The following is a 20,212-nucleotide window of genomic DNA, read 5'->3' as shown; positions in this document are numbered from 1 at the left end:
TATGATTATTTTACAAGGAAATAAAATTGAGCGCTCTTTCTCAGGAGATGTGCTTTTTGATAACATTAATATTCAAGTAGATGAGCGTGACCGTATTGCCCTAGTGGGAAGAAATGGTGCTGGTAAATCTACCTTGCTTAAAATATTAGTCGGTGAAGAAGCCCCAACTACAGGTCAAATAAATACCAAACGTGATCTGCGCTTATCCTATCTAGCACAAGATAGTCGGTTTGAATCAGATGACACCATTTACGATGGCATGCGTCGTGTTTTTGAGGATTTAATCCAGCAGGAGAAGGTCCTTCGTCGTATGGAGCAAAGGATGTCGGAGGTGACAGGACAGGAACTGGATAAGCTCATGCGAGATTACGACCAGCTCTCCGAGGACTTTAGAGCTAGAGGTGGTTTTACCTACGAATCTGATATAAAGGCTATCTTAAATGGCTTCAAATTTGATGAATCTAGCTGGCAAACTCCGATTTCAGACCTATCAGGTGGTCAAAATACACGTTTAGCCCTCGCAAGAATGCTGTTAGAAAAACCTGAGCTTTTAGTGCTAGACGAGCCGACCAATCACTTGGATATCGAAACAATTGCCTGGCTTGAAAACTACTTGGTCAATTATCAGGGGGCTCTTATCATTGTTAGTCATGACCGTTATTTTTTGGACAAGGTTGCAACGATCACCTATGATCTGACGCCGCATGCGCTGGATCGCTATATGGGGAACTACTCTTTCTTTATGGATGCCAAGGCAGAGAAGCTAGCTTCCGAGGCCAAGGCTTTTGAAAAGCAGGCCAAGGAGATCGCTAAGCTAGAAGACTTTGTCCAGCGTAATATCGTGCGCGCTTCCACAACTAAGCGTGCTCAAGCTAGACGTAAGCAGTTGGAAAAAATTGAGCGTCTCGATAAGCCCCAAGCAGGTCAAAAATCTGCTAATATGACCTTTCATGCTGATAAGCCGTCTGGCAATGTTGTTTTAAGCCTAAGTGATGCAGCAGTGGGATACGGCAACCATATCTTATCTGAGCCTATTAATCTGGAAATTAAAAAATTTGATGCCATCGCCATTGTCGGTCCAAACGGTATCGGAAAATCTACCTTGGTCAAGTCCATCGTCAATCAAACCCCTTTTATCAAAGGAAAGGCGCAATTCGGAGCTAATGTTGATACTGGTTACTATGACCAAAATCAAAGTAACCTAACCAATACCAATACAGTCTTAGATGAATTATGGAATGATTTTAGTACCACTCCAGAAGTTGACATTAGAAATCGGCTAGGAGCCTTTCTATTTTCAGGAGACGATGTCAAGAAATCCGTTAGCATGCTATCGGGTGGAGAGCGTGCTCGACTGTTGTTGGCCAAGCTTTCTATGGAAAATAATAACTTCCTTATCCTAGATGAACCAACCAACCATCTGGACATTGATAGTAAAGAAGTCTTAGAAAATGCCCTGATTGATTTTGATGGAACCCTGCTCTTTGTCAGTCACGATCGTTATTTTATCAACCGTGTTGCTACCAAAGTCCTAGAAATATCTGAAGCTGGCTCAACCCTTTATTTGGGAGATTATGATTATTACTTGGAGAAAAAAGCAGAGTTAGAAGAGCTGGCCAAATTAGCTGAAACCAAAGTCGATTCTCTTACGCAAGAGAAAAAAGCACAGGTATCATCCTCTCCTCAGGACTACCAAGCACAAAAAGCCAATCAAAAGGAACTCCGAAAACTCAACCGTCGTATTGAGCAGATAGAGGCTGATCTAGAGTCTATAGAGAAAGAGATGGCATTGATCTCTCAGAATATGGGCCAAACAAATGATGCTCAATCGCTGATGGAACTTCAAGCAGATTGGGATAGCTTAGAAACAAAGCAGGACAGTCTCATGCAAGAGTGGGAGGAATTAAGTCAAAACCTGGAAGATATGTCCTAGAAAATGCAACCTCGTATGCAGGTTGTTTTTTTCTAAAAAAGGATAGAAAACACCACGTAAAAAAACATTGTGAAAACATTATCAAAAACCTGTATAAAAACCTTTTCATCCTTGAAATATCAAGGGTATTTTTGGTTGCAGTTTGTGAAATTTTCGGATAGAATAGATTTATAAAAGATTATGGGGAGGTTCTTATGGCACAACTATCCAAAGAGCAGCTATTAGAGTTATATTTAAAGATGGAGCGTATTCGTGAGTTTGATATGCGCATTAATAAATTAGTTCGTCGTGGCTTTGTCCAAGGTATGACGCATTTTTCAGTAGGTGAGGAAGCGGCCAGTGTAGGTGCCATTGCTCATCTGACTTACGATGATATTATCTTTTCAAATCATCGTGGTCACGGTCAGTCTATTGCTAAGGATATGGATCTCAATGCCATGATGGCTGAGTTGGCTGGCAAGGCTACCGGTGTTTCAAAAGGACGCGGTGGGTCTATGCACTTGGCTGATTTTGAAAAAGGAAACTACGGAACCAATGGTATCGTTGGTGGTGGCTACGCCCTCGCAGTTGGTGCCGCCCTCACTCAACAGTACAATGAGACTAAGAATATCGTCGTCGCCTTTTCTGGTGATGGAGCGACTAACGAGGGCTCTTTTCATGAGTCTGTCAATATGGCAGCAACATGGAAACTTCCAGTTATCTTCTTCATCATCAATAATCGCTACGGTATCTCGATGGATATTAACGAGGCGACCAACACCCCCCATCTCTACACAAGGGCAGAAGCTTACGGTATTCCTGGCTTTTATGTTGAAGACGGTAATGATGTTCTGGCAGTTTATGATAAGATGCAAGAGGTAGTGGACTATGTGCGTGCTGGCAATGGTCCAGCTATTATTGAAGTGGAGTCCTACCGCTGGTTCGGTCACTCGACAGCTGATGCTGGTAAGTACCGTAGCAAAGAAGAAGTGGATAGCTGGAAAGCTAAAGATCCTCTTCTTAAATTCCGAGATTTCGCAGCCAGCCAGACTGATATTACGGTAAAAGAGCTGGATACTATCCATGAGCAAGTCGTCAAAGAAATTGATGATGCCTATGAGTTTGCACAAAATAGTCCAGATCCAGATATTTCAGTTGCTTTTGAAGACATTTGGGTTGATTAATTATAATTATTTTTGAATGAATGCACAGATCAATGGAGAGCACAATGACAGAAACAAAAAAGATGGCCTTGCGTGAAGCCGTAAACCTCGCAATGACCGAGGAAATGCGTAAAGATGAAAAGATTTTCTTAATGGGAGAAGACGTCGGTGTGTATGGAGGAGATTTCGGTACCTCTGTTGGAATGTACGAGGAGTTTGGTCCCAAACGCATCAAAGATACGCCAATCTCAGAAGCCGCTATCGCTGGATCAGCTATCGGTGCTGCTATCACAGGCCTGCGTCCAATTGTCGATATTACCTTTATGGATTTCTTAACGATCGCCCTTGACGCTATCGTTAATAACGGTGCTAAAAATAACTATATGTTTGGAGGCGGTCTCAAGACGCCTGTTACTTTTCGTGTGGCATCGGGTTCTGGTATCGGGTCAGCAGCCCAGCACTCGCAATCTCTGGAGGCTTGGTTGACCCACATTCCAGGCATTAAGGTGGTTGCCCCTGGAAATGCCAACGAAGCCAAGGGTCTCCTCAAGTCAGCCATTCAAGACAATAACATTGTTGTCTTCATGGAACCCAAAGCCCTCTATGGTAAAAAAGAAGAGGTTGATCTCGATCCTGACTTTTATATTCCGCTAGGTAAGGGAGAGATCAAGCGCCAAGGAACTGACCTAACTGTTGTGACCTACGGTCGCATGCTTGAGAGAGTCCTTCAGGCTGCTGACGAAGTAGCAGCACAAGGTATCAATGTTGAAGTTGTTGACCCTCGCACTCTCGTGCCGCTTGATAAAGAACTGATTATTCATTCGGTTAAGAAAACGGGTAAGGTTATGCTGGTCAATGATGCCTACAAGACAGGCGGTTTTATCGGTGAAATTGCAGCTATGATTACTGAGAGTGAAGCCTTTGATTACCTTGATCATCCAATCGTACGTTTGGCCAGCGAAGATGTGCCAGTTCCTTATGCGCGTGTCCTAGAACAAGCGGTGCTTCCTGATGTTGAAAAAATAAAAACAGCTATTATTAAAATGGCCAATAAGGGTAACTAGAATGAAATAGATGGCGAGCAGATAACTTTCGCTTATTACAATATACAAAAGTCTTTGTTTGCCAGATTAGATCAATTCCTAAAGTGATTTTAGGAAAAAGAGAGCTGATTACTTCAAATAAAGGAGATGACCTTGTATACTATTGTCAGATCTCTTGTTGCTTACGGAGAATTTTGCAAAGTAAGCAGCTCTCTTATCTTTTAACAGAAAGGATAGAATAAGTGCAAAAGCCTGAATTATTGAGGCTTTTATCTGCTTATTTGTGATAAATTATGGCAGTTGAAATTATTATGCCCAAGCTCGGTGTTGATATGGCTGAAGGTGAAATCATCGAGTGGAAGAAACAAGAGGGTGATACAGTCTCTGAAGGGGACATCCTTCTTGAAATTATGTCGGATAAAACGAACATGGAAATCGAGGCAGAGGATTCAGGTGTTCTCCTTAAAATCACTCGATCAGCAGGAGATGTTGTGCCCGTAACTGAGGTGATCGGCTATATTGGTCAGGCCGGTGAAGTTGTCGAAGATGCTGGAAGTCAAACCCCATCATCGCAGGCCAAAGAGCCTACAAAAAGTTCCTCACTGGCTCCTAGCACTCAACCGCTAGTAGCAGCAGAAGGAAAAGATGAAAAGGTACGTGCGACACCAGCTGCTCGTAAGCTAGCATCAGAACAGGGAGTGGATTTACAACTGGTGCCTGGTACAGGACCTAATGGCCGTATCCACAAAGACGATGTCGAAAACTTTGATGGAAACCAGCCTAAGGTAACACCGCTGGCACGTAAGATTGCTGAGGATCTTAATGTAGACCTAACAGCAGTTTCAGGAACAGGTGTCTTTGGTAAGATCACCAAGAAAGATATCCTAGCAGCTAGTCAATCACCGGCTCAAGAAGCACAACCGGCTCCAACCTCTAACCCAGAACCAGTCCAAGCACAAAAATCAGCTGATCTAGCAGAAGGTGTTGAAATTAAACCAATGTCAGCGATGCGTAAAGCTATTGCAAAAGGTATGACAAATTCTTACCTGACAGCTCCAACCTTTACGCTTAATTATGATATTGATATGACTAATTTGATGGCCCTTCGTAAACAAGTCCTAGATCCAATCATGAACAAGACTGATCAAAAGGTAACCTTTACAGATTTAATTGGTTTGGCTGTTGTGCGTACCCTGATGAAGCCCGAGCATGAATATTTAAATGCTTCTCTCATCAATGATGCCAAGGATATCGAACTGCATCGATTTGTTAATTTAGGTATTGCTGTTGGCTTGGATGAAGGGCTCGTTGTTCCTGTCGTTCACGGTGCTGATAAGATGAGCCTATCTGATTTTGTAGTAGCATCTAAAGATGTGATCAAGAAGGCCCAGTCCGGTAAGCTAAAAGCGGCTGAAATGTCTGGTTCAACCTTCTCCATTACTAACCTTGGAATGTTTGGAACCAAGTCCTTTAATCCTATTATCAATCAACCCAACTCAGCTATCCTAGGAGTAGCAGCGACAGTACAGACACCAGTCGTCGTTGACGGTGAGATCCTTATTCGACCAATTATGCAACTGTGCTTGACTATTGACCACCGCATTGTCGATGGTATGAATGGTGCCAAATTCATGGTTGACCTCAAGCACATCCTTGAAAATCCGATGGAATTGTTGATTTGATGACGAAATAACAAGAGAAGTTATCAAGTAGTAAACCCTTTAAGCAAAATCAAAATAAAGAAAGGATATAGAGCAAGAGAAAGAGAAAACTGAAGCCGAGCACAATGCTTGGAGAAAGACAAATCGTTTAGAAATTAAAGATTTCCCATGATTTCCTAGACTCAGCCCCTTTCTTTTTGCTCTTGGTATCTTAAATATGGCAGTTGAAGTCATTATGCCAAAACTCGGCGTCGATATGGCCGAAGGCGAAATTATTGAATGGAAAAAGCAAGAAGGAGACCCCGTATCTGAAGGGGACATCCTGCTTGAGATCATGTCTGACAAGACCAATATGGAAATCGAGGCAGAAGATTCAGGCTATCTCCTCAAAATCGTCCATCCAGCTGGCGATACAGTACCGGTTACAGAGGTCATTGCCTATATAGGTGAGCAAGGGGAAGCTCTTGCGACTGAAGAGAGTCAAGATCAAGTCAAGGCGGCTACAGAAAACCTAGAAGCAGCAGGAATGCAGGTTCCAAAAACCTCACCGGCTGAAGTATCCTCAGAACCAAAAGAAGCTCTAGCAGAGGATGAATACGATCTTGTTGTATTAGGAGGCGGTCCTGCTGGCTATTATGCAGCTATTCGTGCAGCTCAGCTAGGTGCCAAGGTAGCCATTGTCGAAAAGACAGAATTTGGTGGAACCTGCTTGAATATCGGATGTATCCCAACCAAAACCTATCTTAAGAATGCTGAAATCCTTGATAACTTAAAGATAGCTGCTAATCGTGGTATTAATCTTGCATCGACCGACTATACCATTGATATGGATCAAACAGTTGCCTTTAAAAATTCCGTTGTTAAAACTCTGACTAGCGGAGTACGTGGCCTTCTTCGTGCCAATAAAGTAACTATTTTCAATGGTTTCGGTACAGCCTACCCTGATAAGACAGTGACCATCAACGATGAGACCATTAGAGGACATAAAATAATCCTAGCAACCGGTTCAAAAGTCTTTCGTCTAAATGTTCCTGGTATCGATTCTGACCTTGTACTAACCTCAGATGATATCTTGGATCTGCGTGAAATTCCGAAATCACTCGTTGTCATGGGAGGCGGAGTTGTCGGTGTCGAGCTAGGTCTAGTTTGGGCATCGTATGGAGTGGATGTGACTGTCGTTGAAATGGCTGATCGCATTATCCCAGCTATGGATCGCGAAGTTTCCCTTGAACTTCAAAAACTCCTTGAAAAGAAAGGCATGACCTTCAAAACATCTGTTGGGGTCAGCGAAATTATTGAGAACAATAACCAATTAACTCTCAAACTTAACAATGGTGAAGACTTGGTGGCTGATAAAGCCCTTCTTGCTATTGGCCGTGTACCGCAGATGAAAGGGCTAGAAAATCTAGATCTAGAACTAGATGATCGTGGACGTATTCTAGTCAATGAATTCCAAGAAACATCAATCCCCGGTATTTATGCCCCAGGAGACTTGAACGGAACCAAGATGCTGGCCCATTCAGCCTTCCGTATGGGTGAGGTAGCAGCTGATAATGCTATCAAGGGTAATCACCGCACAGCCCACCTAGAATTCACACCAGCAGCTGTTTATACTCATCCTGAGGTTGCCATGGTTGGGATCACAGAAGAAGCAGCACGTGAGAAGTATGGAGAGGTTCTTGTTGGTAAATCAAGCTTTACTGGGAATGGCCGTGCCATCGCTTCAAATGAAGCCCACGGCTTTGTCAAAGTCATCGCAGATGCTAAATATCACGAAATCCTTGGTGTTCACATTATCGGACCAGCAGCTGCTGAATTAATAAATGAAGCGGCTACTATCATGGAAAATGAATTGACAGTTGATGAATTGCTACAATCAATCCATGGACACCCAACCTTCTCAGAAAACATGTATGAAGCCTTTGCAGATGTCCTAGGAGAAGCCATTCATAACCCACCCAAGCGCAAATAGTCAATAGTTCTAGCAGTACTTGGGACTTAGGATAAGCGACTATTTATCGAATAATTTTTATCGCAAAGCAAATAACTAGAGGCAGGAGTCGATCCTAGCCTCTTTTGTAAATGATAATAGAGAAATTTTTTCTCTAAATCTAAAGTATCAGTTTGTTATAATGTGACTAGTAAGTCATAATAAGGAGAAATCTAGTGAAATATATCGTAAATAAATCTAATAATCCTGCTTATAATGTTGCTCTAGAGGCTTATGCCTTTCGTGAACTAGTGGATGAAGATGAACTCTTTATCCTCTGGATTAACGAGCCTGCCATCATTATTGGTAAGCATCAAAATGCCATTCAAGAAATCAATAAAGAATATACAGATACACATGGCATCCATGTTGTCCGCAGGCTGTCTGGTGGTGGTGCTGTTTATCATGATCTCAATAATCTTAACTACACCATCATCTCAAATAAATCTGATGAAGGAGCTTTCGACTTCAAAACTTTTTCAGAGCCTGTGATCAGTACCCTAGCCGATCTTGGTGCTAAGGCTGAGTTCTCAGGCCGTAATGACCTCGAAATCAATGGCAAAAAAATTTGTGGCAATGCTCAAGCCTATTACAAAGGGCGTATGATGCACCATGGCTGTCTGCTATTTGATGTTGATATGACAGTTCTTGGTGATGCCTTAAAAGTCAGCAAGGATAAAATTGAGTCTAAAGGCGTCAAGTCTGTCCGTTCTCGTGTTACGAATATTCTTAGCGAATTACCTGAAAAAATTACTGTCCAAGAGTTTTCAGATAAAATTTTAGATAAGATGAAGGAAATGTACCCAGATATGACGGAGTATGTCCTGAGTCAGGAGGAGTTGGACAAGATCCAAGAGTCCTATGACAATCAATTTAACACATGGGAATGGACATATGGCCAGTCACCAGAATATACAATAGAACGCAATGTTCGCTATCCTGCTGGAAAAATTAACACCTTTGCTAATGTTGAAAATTCTCTCATCAAGGGAATTAAGATCTATGGTGATTTCTTTGGAGTCCTAGATGTCGATGACATCGAAGAAATATTATTAGGGTGTCGCTATGAATTCAAAGATGTGTTGGAACGCTTGAGCCAGGTAGATATATCGCGTTACTTTTCTGGAATGTCTGCTGAGGACATCGCAAAAGCCATCGTTTCATAATGCAGAAAAATTACTCCAGATATACAAATGTTACAAAAATATTTTAAAATAATTAACGTTTATATAAAAAATAACTTAAAAAGCTTTACGGTTTGATTTTAGGTAACTTAAATGTTACTATCATTACATAGCAAATAACGTTATATTTTAATTTTCGATTAATATATAACGATGCTTAAAATTATAATTGTAGAGAAGGGTTATAACAATGGGGAAGAAAAAACTCACTCAATACTCACTTCTTAGTGGATTAGTTTTGACTACGCTCGCTGCTAGCCAAACTGTATTTGCCGAAGAAGCTACTAATGTAGCACCAACAACTGACAATCAATCTTCAGAAGTCGCAACTTCTGGACCACAAGTCAAGGTTATCTCTCAAACAACTGAAGGAAATAAAACAACAACAGTATCTTCAGTAACATCACCAGAATTGACTGAAGCTGTTAATAATGTTAATACTTTTAACAAATCAACATCACCAGCTTCAGCAAATTCAACATCAGATGCACAAGGTACAACTGCACCTGCAACATCATCTGTTGTTGTTCCTGAAGTTAAAGTAACTGAAGGCGAAACTAAGGTTTATAACACCGTTGAGGAAGCTGATGCTGCTAACAAAGCGCAAGCACAATCAATCAATGCTACCTTAGCAAACTACCAAAATGATGTAGACAACTATAAGACTGCCTTGGCTAATTACAGCCAAGAGCAAGAGGCTTACAACAAAGCAAAAGCAGCTTACGATCAAAGAGTTGCTGAAAAGAACGAAGTTCAAAATGTTGTAAACAATTTGGACAAACCAGAAGTTATTGAACAAGTTAAAGGTTTGCTTTATGTCAACGAACCAAACGCTGTAGTTTCAATTGATGGTGTTAATCAATACATTACCAAGGAAGCTCAAGGACGTCACGTCCAAGAAGAAATCCTTCAACAATTCAACACGGATAAATATCCAGCGTCAGAATTGACATCAGAAAATCCATATGCAGCTAATGAAGATGCTTGGTTCAAGATGAATGTTGGTGACACTGTTACAGCAACATACACTAATCTTGAAAATTCAGACTACCTTGGAACTAAAGTTTCTAAGATCGTAACAAGCTACACCTTGACTGGTACTACAAGCAATGACAATACTGCTATTGCTAAACTCTACCATGATCCAACTAAATCAATCTTCATCGGTGCTCAAACATCAGATGATCTATCCAAGTCAGTGGACATGGATATCCAAGTGAAGTTGTACGATGAAAATGGTCAAGAGATTAATCTTGCTGAAAATAATGCAGTTATGACTTTGGCAACATTGAACCACTGGACAACTGAATACGGAAACCACGTTGAAAAAGTTAAAAATATCGGCTCAAATAAATTTGTAGCCTTTGACAACTCAACTATTCGTCTTAATGAAGATGGAGACATCTATTCACCAACAGAAAACCAATACGTAGCTAATGGTTCAGCTCTTAACGGTGATGGTGAAGATGGTTGGGATAAGATCAACAAAGATGGTGAAGTTCGTACAGCATCTTCAATTCATGGTGCAGGTGCGATGACCTACAATGGTGATCCTATTACAGTATCTGTATCAGGTAACGATGCTGAAGTACCAACTGCTATCTGGTTTGCTTTCAATACTGTTGCTGCTCAAGAGCCAAATGAAGAACCAAAAGCTCCTGAAATGCCAACATTGGATAGTGTTGAAGTAAGATATGATGCTGCTGTAGTTGTTGCGCAAAACGAGATTCCAGCCCCTCAAACACCAGAGGAGCCAGGAGAACTAACACCTCCTACACCACCAACACCAGGGAAGCCAGGAGAACCAACACCACCAGCTCCAACAGCTGCTAAAACACCTGCTTCTGTATCTCAAGAGCAAGGACAAGGGCAAACACAACAAGCTCAAGCCTTACCAGAAACTGGTGACTCAAATGCTTATGGTATTGCAGCATTTGGTACTGGGGTAGTAGCCTTCTCAGCTTTGACACTTCTTGGTTCATTAAAACGTAAAGAAGACTAATAATTTATAAAATTCTCTCTAGAAATAGAGAGGATTTTTTGATTGTAAATTTTTATAAATAAGTTGAATTGTAGATGAACATAAGGTGCAATCTAATTGTAAATCATAACCCATTAGATGTTAGTAATAATTGACTTGAAATATTACCAAACGATTGGTAGTTATTTACAGAATTAAGGCATTATGCTATCATTGTTAGTGAGTTGGTTTTATGCCAAGCATAAGCCCATCCTAACATAGCTTAATATCTCAGGAGGATTAATGAGATGATTTCAAAGACATCAAAAACGGTAAAGAGTGCATTGGTAGGAAGTTTATTCTTCGCTAGTGTCCTTGCAACCACTACAACTTTTGCTGATGAAAACCAAGCAACTCCTGCCTCAGCAGGAGCTGTTGAAACGGCTACTCCACAAGTGCAAGAAACAGCTGAGCAGACATCTGCTGCAGAGGCGACAGCGGTACCTGAAACAGAAACACCTGCTACAGCTTCATCGGAGCCAGCAGCAAGCCAGTCTCCAAAAGAAGAATCTGCAGCAGTAGCTGAACTTCCTTCAGAGACTGCAGCAGATGACGTGACTAGTCCAGCAACAGCAGCAAGCACAGCTGAAGAAACGACTAGTGAAAATAATAGTGAACAGTCTGCAACAGAAGTAGAAAACTCTGGGATTGAACCACAAGAAGTTAAAGTCCAACCCAACGAAGTAATTGCTAGTGAAGATGACTTTATTAGAAAGGCATTTGGAGAAGGAGAACTACCTGATGGCGCTACTGCCTCTGTAGAGGATGACAAGGTGTCGTTCCCATTCACCCCTACTGAAGATACTACTGTTCATGTGGTAATCACTTACAAAGATAATTCTAAAAAAGATGTATTTGTTCCAGTTAAGTTGGAATCCATGCCAAATATGGAACCGCAAAATTCAGAGACTGGCTCATCTGAAGTAGATCCTAACACTCAAATTCCATCAAATCCAGGATCTGAAACCCCAGCTCCAAATCCAGGATCTGGGTCTGAATCTCCTGCTCCAGGAGAAGGTCCATCTACTTCAGAAACCCCAGCTCCAAATCCAGGACCTGGATCTGAATCTCCTGCTCCAGGAACTCCAGCTCCAAATCCAGGTTCTGAAGCACCATCAGGATCAGGAGATGAGCCTAAACCGAGTCAAAACAATGACCAGCCATCAACCAAGCCTTCTGTCGAGGATTCAAAACCAGATGACTCTATGCCAACAAGTCCATCTGCTATTGAAGGGAAATCTGCGACTGAGGGACGTGCAAGACGTCAAGACGATGTAGAGAAATCATTGCCACAAAGTCCAACAGCTCCATCATCAACTCGTGTTCAGGATGAAAAAGATGCGAAAGGTAGCTCATCATCAAGCAGTTCTTCTGAAAAACCCATTGCTTCTGGTAAGCAAAATGGAGAATCAGAAGTAGGTGTCAAAAAGAACTCTAACATTTTTGCTTATCTTCTTTCTGGTGCTGTTATTCTAGCTATTATTGCCTTCGTTGCTGGTAAATACTCCAAAAAAGAAGAAAAATAATCAGATTTAAGAAGCCAAAAAGAGACCCATCGGGTCTCTTTTTTTGAAAAATAAAAGCCCGATGAATTGGACTTTTGAAACTAGGCTGTAAAGTCTGCCTTGGATTTGATGTCAGCATATTCCTCTGGAATCTCTTGGCTGAGGATTTCATCATAACTGGCTAATGGAATCTCTTGCCCATATTTATTACGCAAGGCAGTCGTAACTAGGCGGTAAGCCAGATTAGCGTTTCGAGAAAGGATAGGACCGTGGAAATAGCTACCAAAGACATTCTTATAGTGGACGCCTTCGGTTGCGTCTTCTTTATTATTCCCACTGCCATAGACACAGACTCCTAGAGGCTTTTCATCCTCTGATAAAAAGGTACGACCTTGATGGTTTTCAAAACCATAATAGGTTTCATCAAATTCCTCATTGTGAATTTTGATATCACCGATATAGCGATTATCCTTTTGATTGAGTGTATAATGCCCCATCACACCAATACCATCGATACGTTGCCCATTGGCTTGGATATAGTATTGACCCAAGAGCTGAAATCCTCCGCAGATAGCGAGAAGGACACCGTTATTCTCAATATAGCGACCGATCGAGTCTTTGATCAGAGGAAGATTTTTGGCGACGATGCTTTGCTCATAATCCTGCCCTCCACCGAAAAAGACAAGATTGTAATGATTGTCATCAAAGTCATCCTCCAAAGAAACGATATCAACGGTCACACTAGCACCGAGCTTTTCTGCGACATACTTGAGCATAAGGATGTTGCCATTATCACCATAGGTATTCATAAGGTTACCGTAGAGATGAGCAATATTGAGTTGATAAGAGTAATCTTTATTTTGTGGGGATTGTAATGAAGTATAGACCATTAGTGCATCTCCTTTTCTACAGCTCGTCGATTGGCTAACAGTTCACGAAATTCCAGCATAGCCGTGTAAGTGGCTAAGATATAGGCATGATCAGCCTCCTGAGACTCAATCGCTGCCATAATGGCTTCTAGATTGTCATGCTGGGTAATCTTATCTTCAGGATAGCCTGTGACACGCAGGCGGCGTGCAATTTCAGAATGACGGACACCACCAGCATTTATTTCAGTGATAGGCATATGAGTGATAGCTTCAAAATCAGCATCCCATATCCAGCTAGTATCAATGCCATCGGCATATTTAGCATTGAGCAGGACCGACAGGCTAAAATCATAAGGTGCTAGTTTTATCATTTCCAAGGCTTGACTGGCGCCCACTGGATTTTTAATCAAGACCAAAGTGCATGATTTATCTCCGATGGCGAAGGTTTCTTGTCGCCCAAATACGGCCCGGCTCTTATTAAAGCCTTCTTTGATCTTGCTTGGGTCAATTCCGAAATGTTCAGCAACAGCAACAGCGGCTAGAGCGTTGTAAATATTGTATAAACCACCGACATTAATTTTATAATCTTGTCCGTCAATAACAAAAGATGATGAGGTATTGGTGATATCAGTTAACTCAGTTAATTGATAGTCTAACTCAGGACGCTTGAAATCGCAGTTTGGACAAGCATAATCACCGAGATTAGCATAAGTGTTTAGCCTATACTCTAAGATATGCTGACAGTTGGGACAGAGGATTCCTTCGGTATTATAGTGGGCTTGTTTGGCTGGAGTTTTCTCAGTATTAAAGCCATAGAATTTCCTAGGATTTTTAACCTCGCCAGAGTTAAAAATTGGGCTGTCTCCATTGGCTAAAATCGTAGCTTCTGGAGTCTTACTAGCTCCATCTAAAATAAATTGGTAGGTAGTGTAAATCTCTCCATAGCGATCCATTTGATCCCGGAAGATATTGGTGAAGACAAATAGACTAGGTTTGAGATAATCAGTAACCCGAGGTAGGCTGGCTTCGTCAATCTCTAGGACAGCGATCTTTTTACCAGATTTGCTCTTTTTTGCTGTCAAAAAGGTTGAGGCGATTCCTGAGATCATATTGGCTCCGCTAGGGTTAGTAACGATGGGGCCAAAGGCTTCCTCTAAAATCCCAACGATGAGAGCTGTCGTCAGTGTCTTGCCATTGGTACCGGTCACAACGACGATTTCATAATCCTTAGCTAATTTATCCAAAATAGTAGGATCAAATTTTAAGGCTAACTGTCCAGGGAGGGTCGATCCCCGCCCCATTTTACTCAAAACAGTGTGAGCGGTTTTGCCCGCTGTGATTCCTAATAATGTACGTAAATTCATACCACTATTCTATCACAAAAATAAGGGAGAAGGATAGCGAAAAAGATGGCAAAACATGCTATAATAGTAAGGATGATTTCACCAGTTTATTCTAATAAGAGAGGGAGTTATGAATAGTCTCATTAATGTTGATCCAGAGTTCTGGCAATCGGTCTTTTCCAGTCCATGGGCTCTAGTGGTCAATATCTTAGATGTTGCCATTGTTGCCTATTTGATTTATAAGTTTATCAATGCTTTAGCTGGAACCAAGGTCATGTCTTTAGTCCAGGGAGTTATCCTATTTGTCTTACTGCGCTTTCTGGCACAAGCGATTGGGCTGACAACTGTTAGTTACTTGATGAATCAAGTTATTACTTATGGAGTTATTGCAGCAGTAGTTATTTTCACTCCCGAGATCCGTACGGGGTTGGAAAAGTTTGGGCGTGCTCCTCAGACCTTTATCCAAACCTCTAATTTGACTGAGGAAGAACAGGTCATCGATGCCTTGATGAAGGCTGTTGCCTACATGAGTCCACGTAAGATCGGAGCCTTGATCGCTATTGAGGGAACTCAAACATTGCAGGAGTATATCTCAACGGGGATTCAATTGGATGCAGATATATCCAGCCAGCTCTTAATTAATATTTTTATTCCCAATACACCGTTACACGATGGAGCTGTGATTATTAGAGGCAATAAGATTGCGACAGCTTGCTCTTACCTACCATTGACAGAGTCAGCTAGCATCTCTAAAGAGTTTGGAACGCGCCATCGTGCCGCTATTGGCTTGTCGGAGAACTCAGATTCATTAACCTTGGTTGTTTCCGAAGAGACAGGTGGTCTTTCTGTGACCTACCGTGGAGAGTTCCTACATGATTTGTCTAAAGAAGAGCTTGAAAGCTTTTTACGTGACAATCTCATACAATCACAACCTCAACGTCCTTCTCTTCTTAAGCGTCTGAGAGGAGGGCACTCAGGTGATAAGTAAATGGTTTAAACATTACTCTCTCAGAAGAAAAATAAGAAGACGTTTGGTTACCGCTCTTTTTTCAGTATTTCTAGCTACGCTTGTCTTTTTAACGGTAACAACCGGCGAAGGAAATACAAGAGGAATCACAAATGGCAGTCGTTCCTCTACTTACAGTCATACCTTAAAAAATATTCCTATTAGCTTTGAATATGATAGTAAAAAATACTATATTTCTGGTTATGCTAGCAATGTTAGCGTGCAATTATCATCTTCAAACAGGATTAATTTAACCACTGAATTGGATGCTTCGACTAGAAATATTCAAGTGGTAGCCGATCTCAGCAATGTTGCAGAAGGGACTTCAAATGTAGAGCTGGATGTTCACAACCTACCTTCTGGTATGACAGCTAAGGTTATTCCAAGAACAGTGAATGTCACCATAGGTAAGCGCAAAACTAAGAATTTTAATGTTCAAGCTGATATTGAAACAAAACAGTTACAAAAGGGCTATAGCCTAGGATCTGCCACTGTGTCACTGGATAAGGTAGCAGTGACCAGTAACGAGGATACAATCACACGCATTGACCACATCAGAGCTAGTTTACCTGACGATATTTCCCCTTTAACGAAAGATTATCAAGGGGAGGTTAATTTAGAAGCTGTTGATAAAAAAGGCAATGTCCTGCCTGCAACGATTGAGAAACAAACAGCCAACCTTAAAGTGAACGTTACCTCATCAACTAAGAAGGTTCCAGTCAAGATCAAGTTCACTGGTCAGATGGATCCGTCTGTAGCTTCTATCGACTATAGTCTAGGTACCTCAAAGGTCACCCTTAGAGGAAAGAAGAAAGATCTGGATAAGATTAAGTCGGTGACGGCTACAATAGATATTGCACAAATTACTAAAAATACGACAAAAACAGTTTCACTATCTTCAGGTGATAATCTTGTCACTCCAGGTAGAGTAAAGGTCACCTTTAAAGTAAAAAAACATTAGTAGTATTTTGATAGAAGAATGGAGGAAAGTGCCCAGCACTAAGACTATTATGGGAAAATATTTTGGAACAGACGGCGTTCGTGGAGAAGCAAATGTAGAACTGACACCAGAATTGGCCTTTAAACTGGGGCGATTTGGCGGCTATGTCCTTAGCCAGCATGAGATAGAACGTCCTCGAGTATTTGTAGCCAGGGATACCCGTATTTCTGGTGAGATGCTGGAATTTGCTTTAGTAGCAGGCTTGCTCTCAGTAGGTATCGAAGTTTACAATCTTGGTGTCTTAGCAACTCCTGGCGTTTCTTACTTGGTTCGCACTGAAAAAGCTAGTGCGGGTGTCATGATTTCAGCTAGCCATAATCCTGCTCAGGATAATGGGATTAAGTTCTTTGGAAGTGATGGCTTTAAACTAGATGATGCGCGTGAAGAAGAGATAGAAGCTCTTTTGGAAGCTCCGGAAGATACCCTGCCACGTCCGTCAGCCCAAGGGATTGGGACTGTTGTTGATTATCCCGAAGGACTGCGCAAGTACGAGAAATTTTTAGTAGAGACTGGCACAGATCTTGAAGGAATGAAAATTGCTTTGGATACTGCTAATGGGGCTGCCTCCGTCTCAGCCAGAGATGTTTTTCTCGACTTGAACGCAGATATCACAGTGATCGGTGAAAGTCCCAATGGTCTCAACATTAATGATGGCTGTGGCTCTACCCATCCTGAGCAACTACAAGAGACGGTCAAAGAGGTTGGTGCCGATCTTGGTTTAGCTTTTGATGGTGATAGTGACCGTCTGATTGCTGTTGATGAAAATGGTGCTATCGTTGATGGTGATCGTATTATGTTTATCATTGGTAAGTATTTATCTGAGCAAGGGAAACTCGCCCACAATACAATCGTGACCACTGTCATGTCTAACTTGGCCTTCCATAAGGCTCTCGATCAGCAAAATATTAATAAAGTAGTGACAGCTGTTGGGGATCGCTACGTTGTTGAAGAAATGAGAAAGAACGGCTATAATTTGGGAGGAGAGCAGTCAGGACATGTAGTCATCATGGATTACAATACGACAGGTGACGGTCAGTTGACTGGAGTACAGCTTGCTAAAATACTTAAGGAAACTGGTAAAACCTTGTCAGAACTAGCATCTGAAGTGACTATCTACCCTCAAAAACTAGTTAATATCCGTGTGGATAACACTATGAAGTCTAAAGCTATGGATGTCCCTGAAATCGCTGCAATTATTGAAAAGATGGAAAAGGAAATGGCTGGTAACGGTCGTATCTTGGTTCGTCCAAGTGGAACAGAGCCCTTGCTTCGTGTAATGGCAGAGGCGCCTACCCAAGAATTGGTTGATTATTATGTGGACACTATTGCAGAAGTTGTCCGTCAAAAAATCGGTATAGAGCCATAAGTCGTCAAGAGAGTATATCCCAAAATAAGGATATCCAACCCCTGCGCCTAGTCAGTAAAATTGTCTAAATAAATAAGGCTGAGAACTTTTGTCTCAGCCTCTTTTATAAGCAAAAGATTCAAAAAGCTAGACCCCTATCTACAAAGAGTGACAGCTCTCAAAAAAAGGTCAAGTAATCCAGTCATATGACTACGATTGAAAGGAAATAGACGAAGGGATGATGACATGACAAACAAGCTATTCGAATTTCTCCTGTTTTTAAATATACTTCTCTACTTTCTAAAAATCTGCACCCCATACTCTATCTAGGTAAGTCTTGCGCATTCCCCTTAATCATGGTAATATAAGTTATAATATCACTAATTGAGAGGAAGAGATTATGGCATTTGGAGATAATGGGCCACGTAAGAAGACAGGTTTTGAACGTTTGACACGCTTAGTTGTACTGATCATGGTAATTATTACGATTTCAGCAGGAGTTCTCACTGCACTTTCTGCCATCTTCAATTAAGTCAAAAAGCGCTTTCGAGAGCGTTTTTTTAGAGTTTTAAAAGGAATTAATCATAATGAGTATGTTTTTGGATACAGCTAAGATCAGCGTCAAAGCTGGTCGTGGCGGAGATGGTATGGTGGCCTTTCGCCGTGAGAAATATGTCCCTAATGGTGGACCATGGGGCGGTGATGGCGGCAAGGGTGGCTCAGTCATCTTCAAGGTCGATGAGGGCTTGCGCACTCTGATGGATTTTCGTTATAATCGTAAGTTCAAGGCTAAAAATGGTGAGAAGGGGATGACTAAGGGCATGCACGGACGTGGGGCCGAAGACCTGATTGTCGCTATTCCACCCGGTACAACAGTGCGAGATGCTGAAACTGGCAAGATTCTAACTGATTTAGTTGAGAATGGTCAAGAATTCGTGGTCGCTAAAGGCGGTCGCGGTGGCCGTGGGAATATTCGCTTTGCAACACCACGCAATCCGGCACCGGAAATCTCTGAAAATGGGGAACCAGGCGAAGAACGTGAGTTGCAGTTAGAGCTGAAGATTTTAGCAGATGTAGGACTGGTTGGCTTCCCGTCAGTCGGGAAATCTACCTTGCTTAGTGTCGTAACCGCAGCTAAGCCCAAAATAGGAGCTTATCACTTTACAACCATTGTACCCAATCTTGGGATGGTACGTACCAAATCGGGTGAGAGCTTTGCTATGGCGGATCTGCCTGGTCTTATTGAGGGGGCCAGTCAAGGTGTTGGGCTTGGAACTCAGTTCCTCCGTCACATTGAGCGCACCCGTGTTATCCTGCATGTGATCGATATGTCTGCTTCTGAAGGACGTGATCCTTATGAAGATTACCTTTCTATCAATAATGAATTGGAAACCTATAATCTTCGTCTCATGGAGCGTCCGCAGATTATTGTGGCAAACAAGATGGATATGCCTGAGGCGCAGGACAATCTCAAGAGTTTTAAGGAAAAACTCGCCGCTAATTATGATGAATTTGAAGAGCTACCGATGATCTTCCCAATCTCAAGCTTGGCGCATCAGGGCTTGGAAAATTTATTAGAAGCGACGGCAGAGCTACTCGATCAAACGGATGAGTTCTTGCTCTACAGCGAAGAAGATATGGAACAAGAGGAAGCCTACTATGGCTTTGATGCTGACGAACAGCCATTTGAAATCTCACGTGACGATGATGCAACCTGGGTCTTGTCTGGGGCTAAACTGGAAAAACTCTTTGTCATGACTAACTTAGAGCGTGACGAATCTCTGATGAAATTCGCTCGCCAACTGCGGGGAATGGGAGTTGACCAGGCCCTACGTGATCGTGGTGCTAAAGATGGTGACCTCGTCCGTATTGGAAATTTTGAATTTGAGTTTGTAGATTAAACTTTTAATGATAGAGGTATGCTATGGGAGATAAACCAATATCCTTTAAAGACAAAGATGGTAACTTTGTGTCAGCAGCCGATGTTTGGAATGCTGAAAAGTTAGAAGAGCTTTTCAATACCCTCAATCCTAAGCGTAAAGAGCGTTTAGAAAGAGAGAAAAAGGAAGCTCAAGAAGCGACAAAAAATTGAGAGTGAGACGCAATCAGTAAATCGTGATGAAATCACGGTTTACTGATTTTTTTTGCTCTTTTATCTTTCTAGGCGATAT

Annotated in this window: 15 protein-coding genes and 2 pseudogenes; 15 read left to right on the top strand and 2 right to left on the bottom strand. The window is 41.8% G+C overall.

What is annotated here, in order from left to right:
* The first annotated feature begins 1 nt into the window (after position 1).
* The 9 genes and pseudogenes from AC4HAI_RS03325 (at position 2) to AC4HAI_RS03285 (ending at position 12,499) form a co-directional block, all read left to right on the top strand.
* Positions 2 to 1,933 (top strand): ABC-F family ATP-binding cassette domain-containing protein, encoded by a 1,932-nt coding sequence (locus tag AC4HAI_RS03325; protein WP_491078939.1) that lies wholly within the window; start codon positions 2 to 4, stop codon positions 1,931 to 1,933.
* Positions 1,934 to 2,127: 194 nt separating this feature from the next.
* The gene (locus tag AC4HAI_RS03320; protein ID WP_491078940.1) at positions 2,128 to 3,096 is read left to right on the top strand and encodes a thiamine pyrophosphate-dependent dehydrogenase E1 component subunit alpha; all 969 of its coding nucleotides are present in this window, start codon (positions 2,128 to 2,130) and stop codon (positions 3,094 to 3,096) included.
* A gap of 44 nt (positions 3,097 to 3,140) precedes the next feature.
* The gene (locus AC4HAI_RS03315) at positions 3,141 to 4,139 is read left to right on the top strand and encodes an alpha-ketoacid dehydrogenase subunit beta (RefSeq protein ID WP_491078941.1); all 999 of its coding nucleotides are present in this window, start codon (positions 3,141 to 3,143) and stop codon (positions 4,137 to 4,139) included.
* 272 nt (positions 4,140 to 4,411) lie between these two features.
* A pseudogene (locus AC4HAI_RS03310) lies at positions 4,412 to 4,579 on the top strand (biotin/lipoyl-containing protein); the annotation flags it as partial.
* A 183-nt stretch (positions 4,580 to 4,762) separates the two neighbouring features.
* Positions 4,763 to 5,800: pseudogene (locus tag AC4HAI_RS03305) on the top strand (dihydrolipoamide acetyltransferase); the annotation flags it as partial.
* Positions 5,801 to 5,996: 196 nt separating this feature from the next.
* Positions 5,997 to 7,751 (top strand): dihydrolipoyl dehydrogenase, encoded by a 1,755-nt coding sequence (gene lpdA, locus AC4HAI_RS03300; protein WP_491078942.1) that lies wholly within the window; start codon positions 5,997 to 5,999, stop codon positions 7,749 to 7,751.
* Positions 7,752 to 7,945: 194 nt separating this feature from the next.
* Complete coding sequence (gene lplA / locus AC4HAI_RS03295; protein ID WP_491078943.1) at positions 7,946 to 8,935, top strand: lipoate--protein ligase; 990 nt, start codon at positions 7,946 to 7,948, stop codon at positions 8,933 to 8,935.
* Positions 8,936 to 9,143: 208 nt separating this feature from the next.
* Positions 9,144 to 10,955, top strand: coding sequence for a GbpC/Spa domain-containing protein (locus tag AC4HAI_RS03290; RefSeq protein WP_491110440.1), 1,812 nt, complete (start codon positions 9,144 to 9,146; stop codon positions 10,953 to 10,955).
* Positions 10,956 to 11,221: 266 nt separating this feature from the next.
* Positions 11,222 to 12,499: a hypothetical protein gene (locus tag AC4HAI_RS03285; protein WP_491110439.1), complete on the top strand. Its 1,278-nt coding sequence runs from the start codon at positions 11,222 to 11,224 to the stop codon at positions 12,497 to 12,499.
* A gap of 80 nt (positions 12,500 to 12,579) precedes the next feature.
* Here the strand turns inward: AC4HAI_RS03285 and gatD are convergent, their stop codons facing one another.
* Positions 12,580 to 13,368, bottom strand: a complete 789-nt coding sequence (gatD, locus tag AC4HAI_RS03280) for a lipid II isoglutaminyl synthase subunit GatD (RefSeq protein ID WP_491078946.1) — start codon at positions 13,366 to 13,368, stop codon at positions 12,580 to 12,582.
* Positions 13,368 to 14,711, bottom strand: a complete 1,344-nt coding sequence (gene murT, locus AC4HAI_RS03275) for a lipid II isoglutaminyl synthase subunit MurT (RefSeq protein ID WP_491078947.1) — start codon at positions 14,709 to 14,711, stop codon at positions 13,368 to 13,370. Before murT ends, gatD begins: the two co-directional genes overlap by 1 nt.
* A 109-nt stretch (positions 14,712 to 14,820) precedes the next feature.
* On the opposite strand from murT, the gene cdaA reads away from it, so the two are divergent.
* From cdaA to AC4HAI_RS03245, 6 genes are all read left to right on the top strand, one after another.
* Positions 14,821 to 15,678: a diadenylate cyclase CdaA gene (gene cdaA / locus AC4HAI_RS03270; RefSeq protein ID WP_491078948.1), complete on the top strand. Its 858-nt coding sequence runs from the start codon at positions 14,821 to 14,823 to the stop codon at positions 15,676 to 15,678.
* Positions 15,668 to 16,657, top strand: coding sequence for a CdaR family protein (locus AC4HAI_RS03265; protein ID WP_491110437.1), 990 nt, complete (start codon positions 15,668 to 15,670; stop codon positions 16,655 to 16,657). Before cdaA ends, AC4HAI_RS03265 begins: the two co-directional genes overlap by 11 nt.
* 49 nt (positions 16,658 to 16,706) lie before the next feature.
* On the top strand, positions 16,707 to 18,062 hold the full coding sequence (glmM, locus tag AC4HAI_RS03260; RefSeq protein WP_491110435.1) for a phosphoglucosamine mutase: 1,356 nt from the start codon (positions 16,707 to 16,709) through the stop codon (positions 18,060 to 18,062).
* A gap of 379 nt (positions 18,063 to 18,441) precedes the next feature.
* Positions 18,442 to 18,573 (top strand): DUF4044 domain-containing protein, encoded by a 132-nt coding sequence (locus AC4HAI_RS03255; RefSeq protein ID WP_491110434.1) that lies wholly within the window; start codon positions 18,442 to 18,444, stop codon positions 18,571 to 18,573.
* A gap of 55 nt (positions 18,574 to 18,628) precedes the next feature.
* Positions 18,629 to 19,942 (top strand): GTPase ObgE, encoded by a 1,314-nt coding sequence (obgE, locus tag AC4HAI_RS03250; RefSeq protein WP_491078952.1) that lies wholly within the window; start codon positions 18,629 to 18,631, stop codon positions 19,940 to 19,942.
* A gap of 23 nt (positions 19,943 to 19,965) precedes the next feature.
* Positions 19,966 to 20,133: a hypothetical protein gene (locus AC4HAI_RS03245; RefSeq protein WP_491078953.1), complete on the top strand. Its 168-nt coding sequence runs from the start codon at positions 19,966 to 19,968 to the stop codon at positions 20,131 to 20,133.
* Positions 20,134 to 20,212: the final 79 nt, after the last annotated feature.

It is taken from the genome of Streptococcus sp. ALY_208 (assembly GCF_058314295.1).
This window is presented reverse-complemented; position numbering and strand designations above follow the sequence as displayed.